Consider the following 18343-nt stretch of genomic DNA (forward strand, 5'->3'; position numbering starts at 1 on the left):
GACGATCTCACGTCGCGATAATAGCGGTTTCGAAGCGACAGTGGCCCCCGGTTCGGCCGTAGCGAGTGACGGACGCTCGGCTACGGCGTCACGTACTGCAATGCCCCGAACGAGGGAGAGAACGGCGATTACGTCTCGACGTCGTGGTCCGGATCGTCCTCGACCGATCGCTTCATCGAGTCCCGACGGGCCTTGGCGTCCCGGCCGGTTGCCTCGAGCAGGAAGTCGTTTTTCGCGTCGACGGCTTCTTCGGCAGCCTCGAGTTCGTCGGGGCCGAGTTCGGTGGGGTCGCGTTCGTGGAACTCGACGCCGAGTTTGTCCTTCTTGCCGGAGTATTCGACGGCGCCGACGACGATTTTCTCGAAGACGGGGTTGGCGGGTTCCTCGATGAGGTAGAGGTCGCTTCCCTTGTACTCCTGGGTGCCAGTGATGGAACCGAAGTAGTCCTCGACTGTCGACTCCATGTCTGGGATTCGCTCCTCGAGATATTCACCGCGACGCATCTTGTACTCCTTCATGGTCTGGAGATACACGGCGGGGTGTTTACCTCTTTTCATACCCGACGTTTCGCTCTGGCGACAATCGGCCGAAGTAGCGGTGTAAGAACGAGAGAGACGAGCGTCAGTGCTGTGGCCGCTCGTCCAGGTAGCCTTTCCGACAGTCCGGACAGATGTCGCCGGCACGCAGCGAGCCACGGTCGTCGGTCACGACGTACTCACAGCGAGGACAGTAAAACTCCGAGGGGCCGTCGTCGATGGTCGTGACCGTGCTCTCGGTGGGGTCTGGAGCCGAGTCTCCCCGCTCGATCCCGGAACCGCTGTCGAGTTCCGTGGCCGATTCGTCCTCGGCGTCTGCACTCGAGTCGGCGGTGACGGTCTCTTCCGCTCCGACCTGGACTTCACTCGGCGTGTCGGTGACGTACTCCGCGTCGTGCTCGAGGACGACGCTGTCGTCGGCAGACTCGTGTTCCGTTCCGGCGTCCGGCCACTCGGTCAGTTCGTCGCCGGTATCGGCCGCCCCACCGACGTCCGGCGAGTCGGGCCACTCGCCGTGGTCGCGATTGCCGTCCCGGGTCGGGCTACTCGAGTCGTCGTCCAGGATTTCGCCGTCGTCGTCGGGGAACTCGGTCCCGTCGCTTTCGCTCGCGGGTTCCGTCTCGTCTGTGGTGGCGTCCGTACTCGCCGTCGTGGACTCCGGTTCGGTGTCGATCGGGTCGACGGATTCGGCGTCGATAGGGCCGCCGGTGTCGGGCTCTTCGGCGTCGATTATTTCGACGTCTTCGGCCTCGACGGGTTCGGGCTCGGTGTCGTCGGTTTCGACGGGCTCGGTCTCCACGTCGGTCGGTTCGGCAGGCTCGAAATCCGGCTCCGAGTTGACCTCAGGTTTGGATTTGAACTCGTGATCGTCGGGCAGCGCGCCGACGTCGGCTCCGTCCGGAAGGCTCGTTACTTCGGTGTTTTCGCTGATGACGGTGCGCTCGCCACAGCGGGTACACTCCTCGAACTCCTGGACGGTGACGACGACCTCACTGCCCCGTTCTTCGCGCTCGCGTTCGACCTCCGGATCACCGAAGTCGTGACCGAGCAGCGAACATCGCAGGACCATTGTCCCACCGTTCCCACCCGGGCCATAAAAAACGTACCGCCTGACCCCGAATTCTAGGTGATCGCTTGCTGTCAGTTGCACTGTCGGCGTCGCTCGAGACGACTCTGGAGCGAGAACGACAAACGTCAAATCCCGGGTCGTCGAATACGTAGACGGATGAGAGCAAAGCGGGAGTACCGGGATCGCGGCCGGACGGAGGTAGCGGTACTCGACGCCCTCGTCGATCAGGCCGACGAGGGGATGACTGTCTTCGAACTCCGCGCGGCCGCGGAAGCCGAAATCGACGACCTGGAAGACGCCCTCGCGACCCTCAAGGAGGACGATCTGATCGTCGTCGAGGCAGACGGCGACCAGACCCTGATCAAACCCGACGAGCGAGTGGTCCCAGACGTCACCGAGGAAGAACCCGAGGAGTCGATCGGTGACTGGCTGCGGGATCGGCTGCCCTTTTGACACGACCTACTGGAACGACTTCCCGGCGAAACCGCGAATCGGGTTGCGGTTGCGCCGATAAACCGTTACAGCAATCCGTATCAGGCCCCAGAACGTAGCTATGAGCGTCATCGAGTCGATTCACGAGGATCACGGTGCCACGTTCGGCGAGCGGGGCGGCCGCACCGTCGTCGAGCACTTCGGCCGACCACAGCGCACGCATCGAGCGGTTCGCAACGGCGTCGGCCTGCTCGAGATGATCTACGGCGTCGTCGTCGTGGAGGGCGACGACCGCCTCGAGTACGTCGACAACGTCGTCTCGAACCGCGTCCCCAGCGAGGACGGCCGGGGCTGTTACGCGCTCGTGCTCGAGCCCCAGGGCGGCATCGACGTGGAACTCTACGTCTACAACGCCGGCGAGCGTCTCCTGCTGTTCGTTCCACCCGAGAAGGCCGAACCGCTGGCCGAGGAGTGGTCCGAGAAGGTGTTCATTCAGGACGTCGACATCCGCGTCGCGACCGACGACTACGCCATCTTCGGCATCCACGGTCCGCACGCGACCGAGAAGATCGCGAGCGTCCTCAACGGCGCGGCCTCGCCCGACGAACGGCTGTCGTTCGTCCGCGGCTCGATGGGCGACTCCGGCGTCACCGTCGTCCGCACCGACGCGCTGACCGGCGAGGAGAGCTACGAGGTGATCTGTGCCGCCGCCGACGCCGAGGCCGTCTACGACGTACTCTTGAACCAGGGACTGAACGCTGCCCCCTTCGGCTACCGGGCCTTCGAGAGCCTCACGCTCGAGGCCGGGTCGCCGCTGTTCGAGACCGAACTCGAGGGGACGGTGCCGAACGTACTCGGTCTGCGAAACGGCTTAGACTTCGACAAGGGCTGTTACGTCGGCCAGGAGGTCGTCTCCCGCGTCGAGAACCGCGGACAGCCGAGCAGACGGCTCGTAGGACTGACGCTCTCGAGCGAGGGGGACGGTGACGACGAACTCCGAGTCCCGGACGCCGGCGCAGCCGTCTTCGACGGCGACGCGTCCGTCGGCGAGGTCACTCGAGCGGGTGAGAGCCCGATGCTCGAGGCGGGCATCGCGCTCGCGCTGGTCGACTACGACCTCGAGAGCGACGACCTGACGGTTCGGATCGGCGGCGAGGAGGTGCCGGCGACTCTGACCGAACTCCCGTTCTACGATGGATCGGATCGGTCGGCTCGACTCCCGGCCTACGAGTGAACTGATCGCTCGAGTTCTCGAAGTAACAATCTTCATATTTGATAGGTCCGTCGTTCGGACCGTGCGAATTCGGTCAACTCGGTCTCGACACACAGTTCCGGTGTCTGCCGGTCTCGCCGTCTTCGTTCTCGCTGTCGTCCTCTCGAGCGCGAGCGTCGCCGGACTCGACACCACGAACGTCGTCTCGGGCCCGTGGTATCTCGAGTCGATTACGGCTGCAGGGTGGACGGCTGCGATCTGTGGCTTCCTGCTGATCGTCGCCGAACCGGAGACGCGGACCGTCACCAACCGCGTGCTCGTCGACCCCGTCGTCTCGCTTCTGTGCGGTCTGAGTATCTTGATCGCCGTCGTCGGGGTCGAACTCTTTCAGTTGATTCCGGTCGTGGGAAGCGCGTTCGTCGCCCTGCTCCAGTTCGGGTACGTGGCTGCCGTGTTGCTCACCGCCGGATTTGGGTTTCTCGCGATCGGTCGACTCGCGGGTGACGACTGGCGCGTCGCGTTCCCGGTCGCGGTCGTCGTCGCCGCGGTTCTCGCCGCTGTTCCCTGGGGTGAACTGGTCGCGCTCGCGCTCGCTGTTCTCGGCATGGGTGCCTTCGTCGTCCAGATCGGCCGCGCCGGACGACCTCGCTCGAGTCGGTAGTCCCCGGCCGTCGGCAACCGGACCGACCTACCGTTCTACGGGAGATCGACTGCCGAGCTACGAGTAGGTACCAGATCGAAACATCAGTCCTTATATCGGACACGTTCGCAAGTCGATACGTGAAACTGCCCTCCACTTCCACGGATCGACTGGCGGAACGATCGCTCTCGGCCGCTGCCAGCCTGTTCGGGCTCGCCGCCGTCGCGCTCGTCTGCTCGAGTACGACGGTCGCTGCACAGACCGGTGGACCGGAGCCGACGGATACCGTCCCGGAACTCCCGTGGTTCGTCGAGGGGATTACCGCTGGAGTGATGACGCTCGTCATCGGCGGGCTCCTGATCATGATCGCGGAGTCTACGACGCGACGGGTTACGGACCGGGCACTAGACGAGCCGGGAATCGCTTTCCTGTACGGAGTCGGTAGTCTGATCGCCGTTATCGGCTCTGCCTTCCTTCTCGCGATCACGGGAATCGGCATCGTGATCGCGGTCCCACTCCTTCTGGGCTACGCGATTGTCGCCCTGATCACCCTCGAGTTCGGCTACCTCGCGACCGGTCGCCTGGTCGACGACGACTGGCCGGTCGCCCTCGCGGTCGCGGTCGTCGTCTCGGCGGTCTCCGGCGCCGTTCCAGTACTCGGCGGGATCGTCGCGTTCGTGATCGGATCGATCGGCATCGGTGCCGCCATCCGCCAGTTCCTGAGTTAGTCGATCGATTCCGCTTCTTCTCGAGCCCTCAGTGCCGGAACTGGCTGGCCCCATCCTGACGGCCCTGCCCATCGGAACAACGGTATGGCCACGAGCATCGACGACACCGACCTCGAGGCACTCACAGACGAAGTCCGCACGCAGTCCGAGGAGGCACCCGGCTCCGACACCGAACGGGTGACGATCCGGTCGCTCGGCTCCGTCGACCTCGAGTCGCTGACGACGCTGGTCGAGGCCTTCGAGGGCGACGTGGCGAGCGGGACGACGGACGAACCCGTGTTCGTCCTCTCGGAGGCGAACGCCGATAGGCTCCTCGAGAAGAGCGAGGAGGGCCTCGAGGCGCTCGAGGAACGACTCGGTCACCCGATCCAGGTCGACGGGGAGATGCCGAACGACACCGTCCTGTTGCTCGCACCCGACGCCGTCGACGGCTCGGAGATCGCCGAACCGGAGGGGATCGCCTGCGGAATCGTCGGTTCCGGGAGTTAGCCACTTCCCCCGTCCACTGCTGCCCAGGGTACTATCCACCGTCCGGTGGTCCCCGGCCGTATGCGCTACCTCGAAATCACGGTCCCCGAAGGGCGGCGACGGGCCGTTCTGGACATCCTCGAGGCGGAAGGAGTCGACTACGTCGTCAGTGACGAGACCAGCGGCCGCGGCTATACCGCTGTCGTCCGGTTCCCGCTCCCGACGCGGGCCGTCGAACCGATTCTCGATCGGCTCCGGCAAGCCGGCGTCAGCGACGATGCAAGCGTCGTCGTGATCGACGCCGAGACGGTCATCTCCGAAGAGTTCTCGACGCTACGGGAACAGTACGGCCACGGCGGGCCGAGCGGGACTCGAACCTCGAGACAGGTCCTGCGGACGAAAGCTCGAGAGCTCACGCCGCCGTTTTCCATCTACGCCGTCATGTTGCTCATCAGTGCCGTCGTCGCCACCGCCGGCCTGCTCGCGGACTCGCCGGCGGTCGTCATCGGAGCGATGGTAATCGCGCCGCTTCTAGGTCCCGCGCTGGCAGCCAATGTCGGCATCGTTACCGGCGACGACCGGCTCAAATGGAAGGGGTTTGCCTACCAGTTCGTCGGCGTCGCGCTGGTCGTCGTCGCTTCGATCGGTCTCGCCGTCCTCGCGCGTCTTGCTGGCCTCGAGCCCGCTGGCGTCGACGTCGTCGTCGCGACCGAACTCGAGGAACGCGTGTCGCCGAACCTGTTCTCGCTGGCGGTGGCACTCGGTGCCGGTATCGCCGGCATCCTGAGTCTCACGCGAGGGTTTTCGGAAGCGATCGTCGGCGTCATGATCGCGGCGGCGCTTATCCCGCCCTCGGCTGCGGTCGGCATCACGGCCGCCTGGGGGATGTACGGCGCTGCGGTCGGCGCTGGTGCGCTCGTGGTCGTCAACGTCTTGTCGATCAACCTCGCGGCACTGGCGACGCTGTGGATCGCCGGCTACCGCCCGCAGGGGCTGTTCGAGGTGTCGTCGACCCGGCGGCCGACCTACACCTACGCAGCTATCTTCGGGATCGGTCTGCTCGTGCTCGCCGCGCCGCTGGCCGGCGTCACGTTGCTCGACTTTCAGACGACGGAACTCGAGTCGGCCGCCGAAGACGAAGCCGAGACGGTGCTCGCCGAACCCGAGTACGAGGGACTCGAGGCCGACGACGTCACGGTCGAACTCGACGGCAACTATCCGATCCAGTCGGTCGACCGGGTCGTCGTCACGGTCGCCAATGACGAACCCGGGCCGGAACCGGGGCTGGCCGACCGACTTCACGAGGAAATCAGCGCCCACGGCGACGAGTCGCTGGTCGTCGAGGTGGAGTACGTCGTCTCCGAACGACGTGGTGGCGAGAACGACGGTCAACTCAGCCGGACTCCGCAGACGGCCGATACTTCCGACTCACTGCCTTCCATCGTCCCCGCCGGAACAGCCAGTAGTTGATCCCGCCGGGAACGTACGTCTCGAGCAGGAACGCGAGGTAGAGCCCACCGATTCCCAGCGGCGTAACCAGCCCGAGTGCCGCTGCGGGAAGTGCGAAGACGTACCGGCCGATCAGCGAGGCGGCGAACGGTAGCCGCGTGTCGCCGGCACCGAGCAGCGCGCCCGCGGCGGCGCCGTCGATCCCGAACCCGACCGCACTGATCGCGCCGACGGCGACGAAGACGGCAGCCTGCGAGACTTCCCCTGGATCGGTGACGAAAAGCCCCGCGATCGGTTCCGCGAAGACGACGACCACGGCTGCGGCGGCCACGTAGATCACGACCGAGAGTCGGACGATCGCCGCGCCGTACGCACCGGCCTCACCCTCTTCGCCGGCTCCGAGGTGCTGGCCGACCAGCGAACTCGAGGCCATCGACATCCCCCAGTTGATGCTGTTTATGAGCCCGCGGATGCGGCGACCGACCTCGACTGCGGTGACGATCACCGGGCCGAACGAGGCCGCGATCCACACGAGCGGGAAGACGACCATCCCCTCGGCGAGTCGCCGCCCGATCTCGGGTGCGGAAATCTCGAGCAACTGGCGGGCGAGCGATGGCTCGAGCCACGTGCCGGCACGCGTGATCGGTACCGGACTGGGTTCCATTCCGAGTTGGCCGTACGACCGGCCGACCATTCCCCACGCCAGAACGACGGTCACGAACCCCGTCGAGAGGCTGGTCCCGATCGCTGCGCCGGCGACGCCGAGCCCGAACCCGAAGATGAGAACGCCGCTGAGGACGATGTTGAGCGCCGCGCCGCCAGCGCGGGCGACCATCTCGGTAAAGGTGTCGCCGACGCCGGTGTAGGTCCGGCTGGCGATGAGGTTCAGCAGTTCGAAGAGGACCGCGGGCGCGACGAACACGAGGTAGGTAGTGCCGTAATCGATCGCCGTCGGATCCGAACCGAGCAACGAGATCAGCGGCTCAGCGAGCGCGAAGAAGCCGACGGCGAGCGGAATGCCAACGGCGACGGCGAGCAGGACGCTCTGTTTTACGACCAGCGACGCGCGCTCGGTCGCCTCCCCGCCGTAGTTCTGGGAGACGAGACTGACGGTTCCGCCAGCGAGCCCAAGCCCGAGCATCACCACGATTTGCCAGTACGCGAAGGCGAAGGCCATGCCAGCGGTACCGAGCGTTCCGACGGCGATGCCGACCATCGCGAGGTCGGCCGTCTGCTTCGACATGATCGCAAACCCGGTGACGATTCTGGGCCAGGCCAGATCCATCGTCGGGCGAAACCGTTCGGCGGAGATGATCCCCAGTCGCTCGAGAAGAGTCGCGACCCGGTCGACTACCGCTGCCCAATCGCTCATCGGACGTTGCTTTCCGGAGGGTCCTTTTCGATCTGTCGCCTGCTGACTCTCTCGAACCGCTATCGAAACAGCCGCGAGACCATCGTCCGGAGGTGTGCTGGCGAGACGAGTGACGTCGGTCGATCCATGTGGACGCCGATCTCGCCCGAGAGCGCACCCAGCCCGATCCGCTGGACTGGTTCGGGTAGCGAGTACGCCCGCCGGATACAGTGGCCCAGGAACTGGTCGCGCTCGAGGTCGCCACGCCACGCGCGGTCGTACGCCTCGAGCGTCGCCGGCCGATCGGGATCGATCTCGCGGGCGGCGTGGTCGGCGCTCGTCATGCCGTAGAGAATCCCCCCACCGGTGAACGGCTTCGTCTGGCCAGCCGCGTCGCCGATCAGGAAGCCCCGGCGAGTCGTCACGCGCTCTGGGGGTCCGATCGGGATCGCACCGGAACAGCGATGGGAGACGTCGATCTCGTAGCCGTCGATCAGTTCCTCGAAGTGCTTGGTCACCTGGACGCCCGGCGGTGCGGCGAGTCCGTACTCGACGCCGGCGTCGCCGCGGGGAATGCGCCACGCGAAGAACGTCGGCGCGGTGAGGTGGACGTCGACGAAGTCCTGATGGTCCTCCTCGTCGGAGAACGCGAGCACGCCGTGAAGCAGTTCGTCGGGATCGGGGAGGCCGAGTTCTGATCGGACCCTCGAGCGTGGGCCGTCACAGCCGGCGACCATCTTCGCCTCGAACGTGTGGGTCTCGTCGGGACCGCTGGCGACGACCTCGACGCGGTCGCGGCGTTCGCGAACCTCGGTGACGGTGTGTTCCTCGCGAACGTCCGCGCCGGCCTCGCGTGCGCGGTCGGCGAGGTGCCGATCCAGCCCGACCCGATCGATGACGTTCGAGGCGACCTCGTCCTTGTAGAAGGGGTAGGCGTCGCTGTTCGGCCCGCCGACGTGGAACCGGGCACCGTAGATCTCGTTCTGGAAAAGTTCGTCACGTGCGCCGTCGCCTGTGAACTCCCAGATGTCGGTGCTCACGTGGCCAGAACAGGCAAGCGGCGTCCCGACCGTCCCCTTCTCGAGAGCGAGGACGTCGTAGCCTCGCCGGGCGGCCTGGCGAGCGAACCGCGCACCAGCAGGGCCGACGCCCACGACGACGAAATCGTACATGTCACTCACGTTCACGTCGGCCGGTAAATATCCTGTCGAACGTCGCAGGCTTACTCGAGCAGCCGGAAGAATCGGTCGGTGTCGCCCTCGAAGCCCTCGAGTAGCTCTCGAACTCGCGTCTGAATCTCGTCGGTGACGCGGACGTGGACCATCCCTTCACCGGGCTGGCCGTAGACGACGCTCGCTCCCTCGGGCGCGACGACGATCGCGGGGAGGGCAACGAGGTCTTCCTCGCCGTCGACCAGGATCGTCGCCGGCTCGAGACGCTCGAGCCCTTCACAGAGCGCCCAGACGACGTCTTCGGTGATCTCGCCGGGCGGGTTGACCGCCTCGAGGTTCGTCCGCTCGGCGACGGTTTCGCGGATCTCCTCGTCGACGGCCTCCCGTTCGGTTCGCTCGTCGACGAGCGCGAGGTCGGGTTCGTGGCCGGCTTCCAGAAGGTGGTAGGTGACGACGTCGCCGACCGCGATCAGGGGCTCGCCGGCGGCCTCGAGCAATGACTCGGTGTCGGTCTCGATCGGTCCCATCGGCTCTTTGAGTTCGCTTCGAAGCTCCGCTGGCAGGACGAGTAGCTGGTCGGCTGGATCGGAGACCGCGGCGTCTGCGTCGGAATCGTTGTCGTCGCTCGTCACGGATGCTTAACGGACTTTCAGCGCGTACGCGCCGGGCTCGGTGATCTGCATCTCCGATGCGATCTGGCTGTCTTCGGGGTGAGCGATGACGACGTAGCCCGCCCAGTCCTCGGTCAGCGACGAGGAGTTACAGGCGTCGCAGGTCTCGTTGTCCGGTTCGTTGACGCGGTGACACTCGCGACAGACGAGACGATCGGATGCCATCGTTATTCACCTTCGGTCGCGGTTGCTTCGCGCTTTTCGTGTTCGTCCTCGAGCCAGCCGTGTTTGCCGAGACCGGGCTGTTTCGCGGTCAGCCCGATCTTGGAGTCACGCGGGTTGCGCTCGTCGATGCTCTTGGTGACGATGCGAGCGCGGACGGCGTCGTCGACCGCGAGGGTTCGGCTGGACTCGTTGGACGCTAGTTGCTGGTTCTCGCCGTCGAACGCGAGGTACTCGTCGCTGATCTGGGAGACGTGGAGCAGTCCGTCGACCGGACCGATACCGACGAAGGCCCCGAATTCGACGACCTCGACGACGGTCCCGTCGACGACCTCCTGCATCTGTGGGTCGAAGGTGACCGCGTCGAAGTCGGCCTCGTAGTAGACGCCGGGCTCGTTGGGCAGCACCGTCCCCTCGCCGATGTCGTGAACTTTGGTGATGGAGACGACGCTTCCCACCTCCTCGTCCATCTGTCCCTCGAGTTTGTCCTGCAGCAGTCGCTTCACGAGGTCCGGCGAGACGTCGCCGAGCTCCTCCGGCGGTACTTCCACCGTGTCTTTCAATCTGACCCGTTTGTACATCTATGGTTGAGTGATCGCTAACTTGTTTCTCCCGCGTAATGCAATTACCGGTATGCTCGCTTCGAGCACCCGGTCGCGCAGCGGGCGATCGCTCGTGACGACGTAGTCGACTGCACCCTCGCGGGCGAGTTCAACCAGTGCGTCGTCGGCGTACGATGCCTCCGTGTCGACGACCAGACAGCGTTCGGTCGCCAGGTCGTGACCGACGTTCGCGGCCGTTCCCTCCGTGCCGCCCTTCTCGGAGAGCCGTCGCAACTCTTCGATGACGGCCTGGGGCGCCGTCGGCTCGTAGCCGCCTGCTCGCGGCTGATCGCCGCTCGCCTGTTCCGGTGCGCGACGCGCACCGCCCAACAACCGCTCGAGTTCGTCGAACAGCCGTACGTCGAGTTCGACCGGCATCATGAGTGCGCTCGTATCGAGTGCGACTCGCGTCCGGTCCTGGGAAGTCATTCGTCGTTGCCCGCCGTAGGTTTACTCCTTGAGTGTCCCGAGGCCGATCAGTCGCCAGCGTGCACCGATCCGGCGGTTGATCGCGATCTTCGCGCCGGGTGCGGCTGCGACGGGCCGCTTGAGGTTGACCTCGCATTCTCCTTCTCGGGCGCTCGTGACCGCGCCGACGGTCGTCGCCGTGCCGACAGTCATCATCAGGGGTTCGCCCGTGCTGATCTCCTCGACCTCGCCTTCTTCGCCGTCGGTGCCGACGACGCGCTCGAGCAGGTCGACCTCCATCGTGAAGCCGTCCCAGGTCGGTGGGAGCGATCCCGAGGGGCCGGCGAGTCGACCGGCGAGGGCATCGCCTTTCGTCAGCGACGGGTCGAGTCCGGTTCCGACGCCCAGCAGACCACCGGGCGTCGCGGCGTCGACGTCCTCGCCGCCTGCCTGCAGCGAGCGTATCGTCGTCTTGATCGGGACGTACTCGCTCTGGCCGCCCTCCTCGACCTCGCGGCCGGGGCGGATCTCGATCTCGTCGCCGACCTCGAGTTCGCCCTGGACGAGGCTGCCGCCGAGGACGCCGCCGGCGAGGTTGTCGGCGGTCGTGCCCGGCTTGTTGATGTCGAAACTGCGGGCGACGTGCATCAGCGGATCGTCGTCAGGATCCTGTTCGGGCGTGGGGATCTCTTCTTCGATCGCCTGCATCAGCAGATCCATGTTGACCTCCTGGCCCGCGGAGACGGGGACGACGGGTGCGTCTTCGGCGACGGTCCCCTCGACGAACTCCTGGATCTCCTCGTAGTTGTCCCGTGCCTGCTGGGAGTCGACGAGGTCGACCTTGTTCTGGGCGATGACGATGTTGTCGATTCCGATGATGTCGAGTGCCATCAGGTGCTCTTCGGTCTGTGGCTGTGGCACGGGCTCGTTGGCGCTGACGACCAGCACGGCGCCGTCCATCAGCGACGCTCCCGACAGCATCGTCGCCATCAGGGTCTCGTGCCCTGGGGCGTCGACGAACGAGACGGTCCGAAGCGGCTCGCTTTCCGAGCCGTCCGGACACTCCTCGGCGACGGTGTAACACTCGGGTTCCTCGACTCCCTCGCAGTGACGGAACGTCGCGTCCGCGTAGCCGAGCCTGATGGAGATGCCGCGTTTCATCTCCTCACTGTGCTGGTCGGTCCACGACCCACTCAGGGCTTGGACCAGCGTGGTCTTGCCGTGGTCGACGTGACCGACGAGCCCGATGTTCACCTCCGGTTGTTGATTTCCTGCCATAAGACGATGAGTAATCTTGGGAATAGCTTCCCTCGTGCGCTTGATAAACCTACTGTTCTGAAGGCGGCCTCGGCGGGGGGTGATGCGTCGGTGTGACAGGGTTCGACCGTGCTCGTGCGTCCGTGTTCGCTATATAATACCTATACTGGCCTCGAGCGCCGATCGACCGCACACGATCCGGTGCTCGTGGCTCGGAAAAGTCAATGAAGTTACAAAAATGCGTTTCAGCCAATAGTTTTGATAACGCGTATCATAGGTGCCGATATGAGCGGATCAAACGTTTCGAGCGAGCGGGAACCCGACACCGAACCCGTCCTCGAGTGTGTGGACTGTCTCGACCCGGCCGACGCCTTCGCGCTGGTCGGCAACGAGACGCGGCTGTCGATTCTCCGTGCGCTGTGGGCCGCCGACGAGCGACCCGTGTCGTTCTCGGAACTGCGCCGTGAGGTCGGGATGACCGACTCCGCGCAGTTCAACTACCACCTCCAGGAGTTGACGGGCCACTTCGTCACGCAGGGAGAGGACGGCTACACGTTCAAACACGCCGGCGAGAAGGTCGTCCGGTCGGTGATCGCGGGCTCGTTCAACGAACAGCCGACGCTCGAGCCGTTCCCCGTCGAGGGGGCCTGTATCGACTGTGACGGCCCGCTACAGGCGGTCTACGAGGACGAACGGCTCGGCATCGAGTGTCGCGACTGTGGGCAGTGTCACGGCGAGTACGCCTTCCCGCCGGGTGGGTTGAACGACCGCACTCACGGGGAGATCGCCGACGCGTTCGACCAGCGCGTCCGTCATCTCCACTGTCTGGCGGCCGACGGCGTCTGTCCGGAGTGTAGCGGCCGAATGGAGAGCCGGATCGTCGAACACGGCGACTGCTGTCTCGGCGTCGAACTGCGCGTCGACCACGAGTGCGCCCAGTGTGGTCACACGCTCTGTTCTGCGGCCGGCCTCCGCCTGCTCGACCACTCTGCGGTCGTCAGCTTCCACCGCGACCGCGGCGTCGCCCTGGACGAGCGACCGTACTGGACGCTCCCCTGGTGCGTCGCCGACGAACACACTCGTATCGTCGAGCGCGATCCCTACCGCCTCGAGGTGCGGATTCCGCTCGAGGGGGACCTGCTGCGCGTTCGGCTCGACGAGGGGCTGAACGTGCTCGAGACGAGCGTCGAACTCGCGGAGTAAACCGCTGCTCTCGTTCTGATCGGTTCGATGCGGTCCGGCCACCGCCACTACTGAAGACGATTTCAGTAACGAACGCTACAGAAATATAATTCAGATTATACTTATCGGGTGTCGGGTTCTTCCACTACGTGTAGGACAATGCGATCTCAGGATCCGATTCGACCGCCCTATACGCGTACCGCCGATCCCAACCATCCGCCGTCGCTCGGGACGACGATCGTGACGACCGCAGCGTTCGTCATCAGCTTCGGCGTTACAGCACTCACCATCGATCTACTCGGTGGCACGTCGACTGCCGCCGCAACCGGCATCGCCGTCGGATTCGTGACGCTGGTCGCGGTCGCCGGAACGCTGACAGCCGCCAGTCGACGACTCCGAACCCGTCTCGAGCGTTCCGACCGAGAATCCGAACGCGACGCGCGCTGTGAGTTCCCCGACGCCGAGTCGCCCGATACCGAGCGGTGTCACGCGACGCGAGCGAGCGTCGACTGATACTGCCGAACAGCGACGACGGCGACGTCACCGACCTTCGAACAGGACAACACCGAGTCAGCAGGACAGTTCGTTTTTATCCGCTCGCCGCCACCGATCGGTCGTGAGCGAGTTCGCGTTCGAACTCGAGCTGTGTGCCCATCTCGAGCGCCGCGGCGAAGAAATTCTCGCGCGGCAGCTCGGTGCGAGCGTCGCCGCTCCCGGCGGCCGAATCCTCGACGTCGTCCGGGTCGAGCCCGGACCGGAGTTCGACGACCGAACCGAGATCACGGGCGAGACGATCCCCGATGCCGCCATCGCAGCCGACGTTGGCCCCGGTCGGGCGCGATACTGGAAGGACGCTTTCGACGGCTTTCACCCCGATCACGCGCGCCGCGCGATGGAACGAGCCTGCGAGATCGGCTTTCTCGAACGCGAACGCCGCAAGGGTCGTGAGTACGTCCGTCAGGTCACGCGGTACCCGGACTGGTACGGCCGCATCGTCGGCATCGAGAACAAACCCGATCTCGGGCGGCCGGGCGACCTCGAGTCACAGCTTCGAACCGACGTCAGTCTCGGACTCGTCGACGAGGTCGTGCTCGCGACCGAGAGCTACGTCACGCGCGCACATCTGAATCGCATCCCCGAGGAAGTCGGCGTCTGGCGCGTCCACCGAAACGAGACGGGAATCGACCTCGAGGTGATCCGCGAACCGACCTCGCTCGCGGTCGACGAACCCGGGATCGAACTGCTCGAGTCCCACCCCGGCCGGACGGACGTCGACGTCGTCTCTCGCGAAGAGAAAGCGCGCGCTCGCCGTCGCATCGCCGAGCGAGCGTACGGCAAGGGGTGGCGGACGTACGAGTTCCCGGGCTGTACCGCCTGCAGCGCGAAGCAAACTCAGAACGCGACCCTGCCTCACTGCGAGTGGCACGGCCGGATCGTCGACGCCAACGCCGAGTGTGGACCGTCGTGTCCGGGATACGAGCCCGGTTCGGCTCCGGACGTCGACCTCGAGGCCGAACGCGACCGGGAGACGGCGTGGCGGGCGGAGCCGGACGGCAGGCGGCGACGACAATCGGGATTAGACCAGTTTCGATAATCGCAATCGAGGTTCAGGGATTCGATGGCCGTTACTCGCTCGAGTCGAGTCGCGTCGGGACGAAAGAATGGACCACGAGAACGACGGTTCCGAGGAAGAGCCACAGTCCGAGCACGTCGTTTCCGCCGTGAAGAAACCCGACGGCCAGTGCTGCAAGGGCCAGGGCAGCTATCGCGGTCCGAATCGCATGGAGGGCGGTGACTATCTCCGAGTCGCTGGTTTCCGGCATGATCGAATACTGTAACCGTAATTAAATAAGTCCAAATGGTCGACCTTACAGCACGTACTCCTCGCCGTCGACCGCAAGCGGCTCCTCGAACGCCTCGTCGACCGGATAGTAGTGAGCGGCGTGGACCAGCCGCGTCCGATCGGCGTTCAAGTCCTCCGCGAGCGCGAGCGCGCCCTCTCGAGTCATGTGTTTCGTTCCGAACGTCCGGGGCACACCATCTGGCCCCTCGTGACGGCCGCCGACGGGGTGGTACTCGCAGAAGTCGGCGGGAACGATCGCGTCGGCCAACAGGAGGTCGGGATCGGCGAGCACCGCCCGCGATTCGGCGGGCACGTCGTAGCTCGTATCACCCGAGAGGGACAGCTTCGCGCCCGTCTCGGGATCTTCGATCGCGAGGCCGTAACAGAGCAGTGGCGGGTGTTCGACCGGAACCAGCGTCACGTCGAACCCGCACGTTCGGACCGGCTCGAGCGGCGTCGTCGGCTGTACCTCGAGCGCCCTGAGATAGTGATAGTCCTCGGCGACGGTCTCGGCGACGCTTTGGCCGGTCTGGGGATCGGTCTCGTCGGCCGCGTACACGTCGAGCGAGTCGAGAATCCGGAAGACGTTGCCCAGCCCGTCGAGGTGGTCGAAGTGGACGTGCGTGACGACGGCGGCGTCGGGAAGCGAGACGTCCTCCCGGAGGAACTGGTAGCGAAAGTCGGGGCTGAAATCGACCAGCAGCGCCTCGCCGGTTCGCTCGTTCGCGACGTGGACCGAGAACCGGGTGCGCTCGATTCCTCGTTCGCGGGCGGCCTCGCAGGTGTCACAGTCACAGCCGACGGTGGGCGTCCCTGTCGTATCGCCGGTTCCGAGCAGCGTTACTCGCATCGGTCCCGGTCAGACATACGAGACGCCCTCCTCGAGTGCCTCTTCGACGAGCGGATGCTCCTGCTGGTCCTCGAAGCGGTCGGCCGGGAGTACGTAGACTTCGACGACGACCTCGCGTTCGATGCCGACCGTCCTGCCGAGACGCTCGAGTCGTTGCTCGCGCTCCTCGAGCGTCGGTCCGTCGTCGCCTTCGTCGTCGAGAACGACCAGGAACTCGATCGACGAGTGGACGCCACGATCGTCGCCCCGCATGGCATCACCGAACGCAATGAGCCGATGGATCGAGTCGCCGTACTCGGCCTGTGCACGCTCGGCGAACGCTGTGGCAGCGTCACCGTCGCCGCCGTCGCCTGCCTGCTCGAGTCGCGTCTCCTCTCTCATTGTGGCCTCATTAGCAGTCGAACCGTAAGGACGTTGCCACTGGATTCTATAAGAACTCCCGAGAACAATTGCTATATTAGTAACATATGGGCGAGCGAATTATGAACGGCGGTGAGAGCGCAAAGATCGGTGTAACCTTCTACCTTGCCCTGATCCTGTGGTATCTCCTGCTCGTCGGAATCCGTTCACTATTCGCTGGCGACCTCACGGGGCCGTACGAAGGACCGTTCTTCGTCGCTCTCTACGGCAGTGTACCGCTCGTCGCAGGATGGGCTGGATTTACGGATAAAACGCTTCTCACCGCTGCTGTCGTCGCACTCGTCCCATTAGCAGTCCTTCTTACAGTTGGGCTGGTCGGTACTGTACTCGAGCCACTCGGCGGCGAACAGGAGCCGTACGCTCCCCTGCTCGTATATTTGTTCGCCTACCAACTCGTAGCGAGCGTACTACTCAGCGGACTCGGATATGGGATCGGATCGTATCTCGGCTGATTCTCGCTCGAGTCCGACCTGAGTGTTCTTTCACGACCTATCGGAGTTCGTCGCTGTCCCCGGGTTCGTACTCGTACTCCCGGAGCAGATCCGGTTCGACGTCGCGCAACACGGCTTCGTGGGTCGCCTCGAGCACGACCGGCGGCGCACAGCCGGCTTCCTCGGCCTCGAGCCATCTGCCCAGGCAGAGACACCAGCGATCACCCGGCTCGAGCCCCGGAAAGTCGAACTTGGGTTTCGGGGAGACGAGGTCGTTGCCCTGCGCTCGGCTGAACTCGAGGAATTCCTCGGTCATCACCGCACAGATCTCGTGTCGGCCGCGATCGGAGTCGACGCGCCGACAGCAGCCATCCCGCAGGAAGCCGGTCATCGGATCGGTGCTACATGGCTCGAGTTCGGTGCCGTAGACGTTGCGGTCGCCTCGCTCGTCGTCGCCCCGCGCTCCCGGATCGTCCGCCATACCCGCGACATCGACTGCCGGGTCCGAAAAGGCTGGTGCTGTGGCAGTTCTTTGCCGCCACCCGCTCGTTCCATCCGTGATCTTATTCCGCCCGGGCGTCAACGTCTGCCCGATGGACGGCGAAATCACCACCGACGAGGTCAAGGAACTCCTCGAGACAGACGCCGACGTCCGGATCGTCGACATCCGGGACCGGCCGAGTTTCGAGCGGAGCCACATTCCCGGGAGCGAGAACGTTCCGTTCCACGAACTCACGAACCGAGTCGAGGAGTTCGAGGGCGCAGACCGCATCGTCACCGTCTGCCCCCACGGAGAAGCGAGCGTCCAGGCCGCACGACTCATCGGCTCCTACGAGGGGATCGAGGATGCTCGCGTGGAGAGCATGGCCGGTGGCCTCGAGAAGTACGGAATGAAGTTCGGCCTCGTCCGCGAAGAACGCGAGGAGGAGTCGGCGGACGTCGAGTCGCCGTTCTGATCGAGTGCGGGTACCGTTCGAACGGCGACGCCTCTCGAGAGACCGATCGCTGTCGATGTTGGAAACAGTTGGAAGGATGTGCGACGGTGAGCCGCGGGTTCGGAAGTCGGCGTCTACCGCCGACCGGCTGCCCGACGGGTTCGAACTCGTCGGGCAGTAGGTTCGACGGTATCAGATCATCGCGGGCTCATGCGACGTTGAAGCCGCGATCCCGAAGGAACTCTTCGATGCGGCCGGTGTGGTTGCCCTGTAGTTCGATCTGGCCGTCTTCGACTGTGCCACCACAGGCGAACTTGGACTTGAGATCCGACGACAGGCTGTCCAGATCGACGTCCTTCGGATCGAATCCTTCGACGATCGTTACCTCTTTACCGTATCTGCGCTCGTCAATGCGGATGTTGAGTTGCTGTTGTCCCTTGGCCACGTCCTCGCAGACGCAGAGTTCCTCGGGCAGCCCGCACGTCGAGCAGACTTCCGACATTACGTTCCCTGCTACGAAATGG

25 protein-coding genes are annotated in these 18343 nt (G+C 65.0%); 11 read left to right on the forward strand and 14 right to left on the reverse strand.

Translation table 11 applies throughout. The features are described from left to right. Nucleotides 1–128: 128 nt before the first annotated feature. Together BLR35_RS17795 and BLR35_RS17800 are read right to left on the reverse strand one after the other, a co-directional pair. Complete coding sequence (locus BLR35_RS17795; protein ID WP_090385309.1) at nucleotides 129–518, reverse strand: DUF5611 family protein; 390 nt, start codon at nucleotides 516–518, stop codon at nucleotides 129–131. Nucleotides 519–621: 103 nt separating this feature from the next. Beyond that, nucleotides 622–1605: a DUF7093 family protein gene (locus tag BLR35_RS17800; protein ID WP_090385047.1), complete on the reverse strand. Its 984-nt coding sequence runs from the start codon at nucleotides 1603–1605 to the stop codon at nucleotides 622–624. Nucleotides 1606–1761: 156 nt separating this feature from the next. On the opposite strand from BLR35_RS17800, the gene BLR35_RS17805 reads away from it, so the two are divergent. The 6 genes from BLR35_RS17805 (at nucleotide 1762) to BLR35_RS17830 (ending at nucleotide 6556) form a co-directional block, all read left to right on the forward strand. Continuing rightward, a complete protein-coding gene (locus BLR35_RS17805) occupies nucleotides 1762–2058 on the forward strand; it encodes a DUF6432 family protein (protein ID WP_090385048.1) in 297 nt (98 codons plus the stop codon). Nucleotides 2059–2158: 100 nt separating this feature from the next. After that, on the forward strand, nucleotides 2159–3271 hold the full coding sequence (ygfZ, locus tag BLR35_RS17810) for a CAF17-like 4Fe-4S cluster assembly/insertion protein YgfZ (protein ID WP_090385050.1): 1113 nt from the start codon (nucleotides 2159–2161) through the stop codon (nucleotides 3269–3271). A gap of 100 nt (nucleotides 3272–3371) precedes the next feature. Further along, nucleotides 3372–3911 carry a DUF8173 domain-containing protein gene (locus tag BLR35_RS17815; protein ID WP_090385053.1) on the forward strand — a complete coding sequence of 180 codons (540 nt, stop codon included), beginning with the start codon at nucleotides 3372–3374 and terminating at the stop codon, nucleotides 3909–3911. A 119-nt stretch (nucleotides 3912–4030) separates the two neighbouring features. Continuing rightward, the gene (locus tag BLR35_RS17820) at nucleotides 4031–4618 is read left to right on the forward strand and encodes a DUF8173 domain-containing protein (protein WP_244510278.1); all 588 of its coding nucleotides are present in this window, start codon (nucleotides 4031–4033) and stop codon (nucleotides 4616–4618) included. 84 nt (nucleotides 4619–4702) lie between these two features. After that, complete coding sequence (locus BLR35_RS17825; protein ID WP_090385055.1) at nucleotides 4703–5107, forward strand: hypothetical protein; 405 nt, start codon at nucleotides 4703–4705, stop codon at nucleotides 5105–5107. Between the two features lie 60 nt (nucleotides 5108–5167). Next, on the forward strand, nucleotides 5168–6556 hold the full coding sequence (locus tag BLR35_RS17830; protein WP_090385058.1) for a TIGR00341 family protein: 1389 nt from the start codon (nucleotides 5168–5170) through the stop codon (nucleotides 6554–6556). Here the strand turns inward: BLR35_RS17830 and BLR35_RS17835 are convergent. Genes BLR35_RS17835 through BLR35_RS17865 form a run of 7 tightly spaced genes read right to left on the reverse strand, consistent with a single transcriptional unit; the run spans nucleotide 6480 to nucleotide 12179 of the window. Continuing rightward, nucleotides 6480–7907, reverse strand: a complete 1428-nt coding sequence (locus BLR35_RS17835; RefSeq protein WP_090385060.1) for an MATE family efflux transporter — start codon at nucleotides 7905–7907, stop codon at nucleotides 6480–6482. The genes BLR35_RS17830 and BLR35_RS17835 overlap by 77 nt on opposite strands. 59 nt (nucleotides 7908–7966) lie before the next feature. Continuing rightward, nucleotides 7967–9058: a geranylgeranyl reductase family protein gene (locus tag BLR35_RS17840; RefSeq protein ID WP_090385062.1), complete on the reverse strand. Its 1092-nt coding sequence runs from the start codon at nucleotides 9056–9058 to the stop codon at nucleotides 7967–7969. Nucleotides 9059–9108: 50 nt separating this feature from the next. Next, nucleotides 9109–9690 carry a GTP-dependent dephospho-CoA kinase family protein gene (locus BLR35_RS17845; protein ID WP_090385064.1) on the reverse strand — a complete coding sequence of 194 codons (582 nt, stop codon included), beginning with the start codon at nucleotides 9688–9690 and terminating at the stop codon, nucleotides 9109–9111. A gap of 6 nt (nucleotides 9691–9696) precedes the next feature. Continuing rightward, on the reverse strand, nucleotides 9697–9894 hold the full coding sequence (gene spt4, locus BLR35_RS17850) for a transcription elongation factor subunit Spt4 (protein WP_090385067.1): 198 nt from the start codon (nucleotides 9892–9894) through the stop codon (nucleotides 9697–9699). Between the two features lie 2 nt (nucleotides 9895–9896). Next, nucleotides 9897–10472: a DNA-directed RNA polymerase gene (locus BLR35_RS17855; protein WP_090385068.1), complete on the reverse strand. Its 576-nt coding sequence runs from the start codon at nucleotides 10470–10472 to the stop codon at nucleotides 9897–9899. Further along, entirely contained in the window at nucleotides 10473–10922 is a 450-nt protein-coding gene (locus BLR35_RS17860; RefSeq protein ID WP_090385071.1) for a PIN domain-containing protein, read from the reverse strand. It abuts the gene before it with no gap. Nucleotides 10923–10943: 21 nt separating this feature from the next. Further along, nucleotides 10944–12179, reverse strand: a complete 1236-nt coding sequence (locus tag BLR35_RS17865) for a translation initiation factor IF-2 subunit gamma (RefSeq protein ID WP_090385073.1) — start codon at nucleotides 12177–12179, stop codon at nucleotides 10944–10946. Between the two features lie 264 nt (nucleotides 12180–12443). Between BLR35_RS17865 and BLR35_RS17870 the strand changes: the two genes are divergently transcribed. The 3 genes from BLR35_RS17870 to BLR35_RS17880 all read left to right on the forward strand — a co-directional run bounded on the left by BLR35_RS17870 (nucleotide 12444) and on the right by BLR35_RS17880 (nucleotide 14934). Beyond that, nucleotides 12444–13361, forward strand: a complete 918-nt coding sequence (locus BLR35_RS17870; RefSeq protein ID WP_090385076.1) for a winged helix-turn-helix domain-containing protein — start codon at nucleotides 12444–12446, stop codon at nucleotides 13359–13361. Between the two features lie 138 nt (nucleotides 13362–13499). Next, complete coding sequence (locus BLR35_RS17875) at nucleotides 13500–13853, forward strand: hypothetical protein (RefSeq protein WP_090385080.1); 354 nt, start codon at nucleotides 13500–13502, stop codon at nucleotides 13851–13853. A gap of 103 nt (nucleotides 13854–13956) precedes the next feature. After that, a complete protein-coding gene (locus BLR35_RS17880; protein WP_090385082.1) occupies nucleotides 13957–14934 on the forward strand; it encodes a DUF5787 family protein in 978 nt (325 codons plus the stop codon). Nucleotides 14935–14965: 31 nt separating this feature from the next. On the opposite strand, the gene BLR35_RS17885 is transcribed toward BLR35_RS17880, so the two are convergent. Genes BLR35_RS17885 through BLR35_RS17895 form a run of 3 tightly spaced genes read right to left on the reverse strand, consistent with a single transcriptional unit; the run spans nucleotide 14966 to nucleotide 16414 of the window. After that, the gene (locus BLR35_RS17885; protein WP_090385085.1) at nucleotides 14966–15163 is read right to left on the reverse strand and encodes a hypothetical protein; all 198 of its coding nucleotides are present in this window, start codon (nucleotides 15161–15163) and stop codon (nucleotides 14966–14968) included. A 45-nt stretch (nucleotides 15164–15208) separates the two neighbouring features. Next, nucleotides 15209–16033: an MBL fold metallo-hydrolase gene (locus BLR35_RS17890; RefSeq protein WP_090385088.1), complete on the reverse strand. Its 825-nt coding sequence runs from the start codon at nucleotides 16031–16033 to the stop codon at nucleotides 15209–15211. Nucleotides 16034–16042: 9 nt separating this feature from the next. Then, nucleotides 16043–16414 (reverse strand): hypothetical protein, encoded by a 372-nt coding sequence (locus BLR35_RS17895; protein ID WP_090385090.1) that lies wholly within the window; start codon nucleotides 16412–16414, stop codon nucleotides 16043–16045. Between the two features lie 101 nt (nucleotides 16415–16515). On the opposite strand from BLR35_RS17895, the gene BLR35_RS17900 reads away from it, so the two are divergent. Then, complete coding sequence (locus BLR35_RS17900) at nucleotides 16516–16905, forward strand: hypothetical protein (RefSeq protein WP_244510279.1); 390 nt, start codon at nucleotides 16516–16518, stop codon at nucleotides 16903–16905. 37 nt (nucleotides 16906–16942) lie between these two features. On the opposite strand, the gene BLR35_RS17905 is transcribed toward BLR35_RS17900, so the two are convergent. Beyond that, nucleotides 16943–17365 carry a DUF2237 family protein gene (locus tag BLR35_RS17905; protein WP_090385095.1) on the reverse strand — a complete coding sequence of 141 codons (423 nt, stop codon included), beginning with the start codon at nucleotides 17363–17365 and terminating at the stop codon, nucleotides 16943–16945. Nucleotides 17366–17477: 112 nt separating this feature from the next. Here BLR35_RS17905 and BLR35_RS17910 point away from each other — a divergent pair, with 112 nt between their 5' ends. Beyond that, nucleotides 17478–17840: a rhodanese-like domain-containing protein gene (locus BLR35_RS17910; RefSeq protein ID WP_090385098.1), complete on the forward strand. Its 363-nt coding sequence runs from the start codon at nucleotides 17478–17480 to the stop codon at nucleotides 17838–17840. 187 nt (nucleotides 17841–18027) lie between these two features. On the opposite strand, the gene yciH is transcribed toward BLR35_RS17910, so the two are convergent. Beyond that, the gene (gene yciH / locus BLR35_RS17915) at nucleotides 18028–18321 is read right to left on the reverse strand and encodes a stress response translation initiation inhibitor YciH (RefSeq protein WP_004217450.1); all 294 of its coding nucleotides are present in this window, start codon (nucleotides 18319–18321) and stop codon (nucleotides 18028–18030) included. Nucleotides 18322–18343: the final 22 nt, after the last annotated feature.

It is taken from the genome of Natronobacterium texcoconense, assembly GCF_900104065.1.
Classification (GTDB): domain Archaea; phylum Halobacteriota; class Halobacteria; order Halobacteriales; family Natrialbaceae; genus Natronobacterium; species Natronobacterium texcoconense.

What these genes read in the sequence shown, in the direction of transcription:
- BLR35_RS17805 (WP_090385048.1), top strand. Translation starts at nt 1,762, where the DNA reads ATGAGAGCAAAGCGGGAGTACCGGGATCGCGGCCGGACGGAGGTAGCG.
- BLR35_RS17800 (WP_090385047.1), bottom strand. Translation starts at nt 1,605, where the DNA reads ATGGTCCTGCGATGTTCGCTGCTCGGTCACGACTTCGGTGATCCGGAG.
- BLR35_RS17865 (WP_090385073.1), bottom strand. Translation starts at nt 12,179, where the DNA reads ATGGCAGGAAATCAACAACCGGAGGTGAACATCGGGCTCGTCGGTCAC.
- BLR35_RS17895 (WP_090385090.1), bottom strand. Translation starts at nt 16,414, where the DNA reads ATGAGAGAGGAGACGCGACTCGAGCAGGCAGGCGACGGCGGCGACGGT.
- BLR35_RS17830 (WP_090385058.1), top strand. Translation starts at nt 5,168, where the DNA reads ATGCGCTACCTCGAAATCACGGTCCCCGAAGGGCGGCGACGGGCCGTT.
- BLR35_RS17870 (WP_090385076.1), top strand. Translation starts at nt 12,444, where the DNA reads ATGAGCGGATCAAACGTTTCGAGCGAGCGGGAACCCGACACCGAACCC.
- BLR35_RS17900 (WP_244510279.1), top strand. Translation starts at nt 16,516, where the DNA reads ATGAACGGCGGTGAGAGCGCAAAGATCGGTGTAACCTTCTACCTTGCC.
- ygfZ (WP_090385050.1), top strand. Translation starts at nt 2,159, where the DNA reads ATGAGCGTCATCGAGTCGATTCACGAGGATCACGGTGCCACGTTCGGC.
- BLR35_RS17890 (WP_090385088.1), bottom strand. Translation starts at nt 16,033, where the DNA reads ATGCGAGTAACGCTGCTCGGAACCGGCGATACGACAGGGACGCCCACC.
- BLR35_RS17885 (WP_090385085.1), bottom strand. Translation starts at nt 15,163, where the DNA reads ATGCCGGAAACCAGCGACTCGGAGATAGTCACCGCCCTCCATGCGATT.
- BLR35_RS17860 (WP_090385071.1), bottom strand. Translation starts at nt 10,922, where the DNA reads ATGACTTCCCAGGACCGGACGCGAGTCGCACTCGATACGAGCGCACTC.
- BLR35_RS17825 (WP_090385055.1), top strand. Translation starts at nt 4,703, where the DNA reads ATGGCCACGAGCATCGACGACACCGACCTCGAGGCACTCACAGACGAA.
- BLR35_RS17795 (WP_090385309.1), bottom strand. Translation starts at nt 518, where the DNA reads ATGAAGGAGTACAAGATGCGTCGCGGTGAATATCTCGAGGAGCGAATC.
- BLR35_RS17875 (WP_090385080.1), top strand. Translation starts at nt 13,500, where the DNA reads ATGCGATCTCAGGATCCGATTCGACCGCCCTATACGCGTACCGCCGAT.
- BLR35_RS17835 (WP_090385060.1), bottom strand. Translation starts at nt 7,907, where the DNA reads ATGAGCGATTGGGCAGCGGTAGTCGACCGGGTCGCGACTCTTCTCGAG.
- BLR35_RS17855 (WP_090385068.1), bottom strand. Translation starts at nt 10,472, where the DNA reads ATGTACAAACGGGTCAGATTGAAAGACACGGTGGAAGTACCGCCGGAG.
- yciH (WP_004217450.1), bottom strand. Translation starts at nt 18,321, where the DNA reads ATGTCGGAAGTCTGCTCGACGTGCGGGCTGCCCGAGGAACTCTGCGTC.
- BLR35_RS17905 (WP_090385095.1), bottom strand. Translation starts at nt 17,365, where the DNA reads ATGGCGGACGATCCGGGAGCGCGGGGCGACGACGAGCGAGGCGACCGC.
- BLR35_RS17910 (WP_090385098.1), top strand. Translation starts at nt 17,478, where the DNA reads ATGGACGGCGAAATCACCACCGACGAGGTCAAGGAACTCCTCGAGACA.
- BLR35_RS17840 (WP_090385062.1), bottom strand. Translation starts at nt 9,058, where the DNA reads ATGTACGATTTCGTCGTCGTGGGCGTCGGCCCTGCTGGTGCGCGGTTC.
- spt4 (WP_090385067.1), bottom strand. Translation starts at nt 9,894, where the DNA reads ATGGCATCCGATCGTCTCGTCTGTCGCGAGTGTCACCGCGTCAACGAA.